The sequence below is a fragment of the Synechococcus sp. UW106 genome (assembly GCF_900474015.1).
Classification (GTDB): Bacteria; Cyanobacteriota; Cyanobacteriia; order PCC-6307; family Cyanobiaceae; genus Parasynechococcus.
The window spans coordinates 1-1,047 of sequence record NZ_UCNV01000010.1; the positions used below are offsets into that span (position 1 = coordinate 1).

General features: G+C 58.9%; 1 protein-coding gene. It reads left to right on the forward strand.

Translation table 11 applies throughout. From position 1 onward, the window contains the following. Positions 1-4: 4 nt before the first annotated feature. The coding region (gene psbD, locus DXY30_RS11020; RefSeq protein ID WP_115095002.1) for a photosystem II D2 protein (photosystem q(a) protein) at positions 5-1,047 on the forward strand (1,043 nt) is incomplete at its 3' end.

The following is a 1,047-nucleotide window of genomic DNA, read 5'->3' on the forward strand; positions in this document are numbered from 1 at the left end:
TCTCATGACGATCGCTGTAGGACGCGCGCCACAGCGGGGATGGTTCGACGTCCTCGATGACTGGCTCAAGCGCGACCGCTTCGTATTCATTGGCTGGTCTGGCATCCTTCTCCTCCCAACGGCCTACTTGGCCATTGGTGGCTGGCTGACCGGCACCACTTTCGTGACCTCCTGGTACACCCACGGCATTGCCTCCTCGTACCTGGAAGGTTGCAACTTCCTTACCGCTGCTGTGTCCACCCCCGCTGATGCGATGGGTCACAGCTTGCTTCTCCTCTGGGGCCCTGAAGCCCAAGGTGATTTTGTTCGCTGGTGTCAGCTCGGTGGTCTCTGGGCCTTCGTTGCTCTGCACGGTGCCTTCGCCTTGATCGGCTTCATGCTTCGCCAGTTCGAGATTGCTCGTCTGGTTGGCATCCGCCCTTACAACGCCATCGCCTTCTCCGGTCCGATTGCGGTGTTCGTCAGTGTCTTCCTGATGTACCCCCTCGGCCAGAGCAGCTGGTTCTTCGCGCCCTCCTTCGGTGTGGCAGCGATCTTCCGCTTCCTCCTCTTCCTCCAGGGCTTCCATAACTGGACCCTGAACCCCTTCCACATGATGGGCGTCGCCGGCATCCTCGGCGGTGCACTGCTCTGCGCCATTCACGGAGCCACCGTGGAAAACACCCTGTTTGAGGATGGTGAGCAGGCCAACACCTTCAAGGCGTTCGAGCCCACTCAGGAAGAAGAGACCTATTCCATGGTCACCGCCAACCGCTTCTGGAGCCAGATCTTCGGTATCGCCTTCTCCAACAAGCGCTGGCTGCACTTTTTCATGCTGTTCGTGCCTGTGATGGGCCTATGGACCAGCTCCATCGGCATCATCGGCTTGGCCCTCAACCTGCGCGCCTATGACTTCGTGTCACAGGAAATCCGCGCTGCAGAAGATCCTGAATTTGAGACCTTCTACACCAAGAACATCCTTCTGAATGAAGGTCTGCGTGCCTGGATGGCACCGGCTGACCAGCCGCACGAAAACTTCGTCTTCCCTGAAGAGGTTCTGCCCCGTGG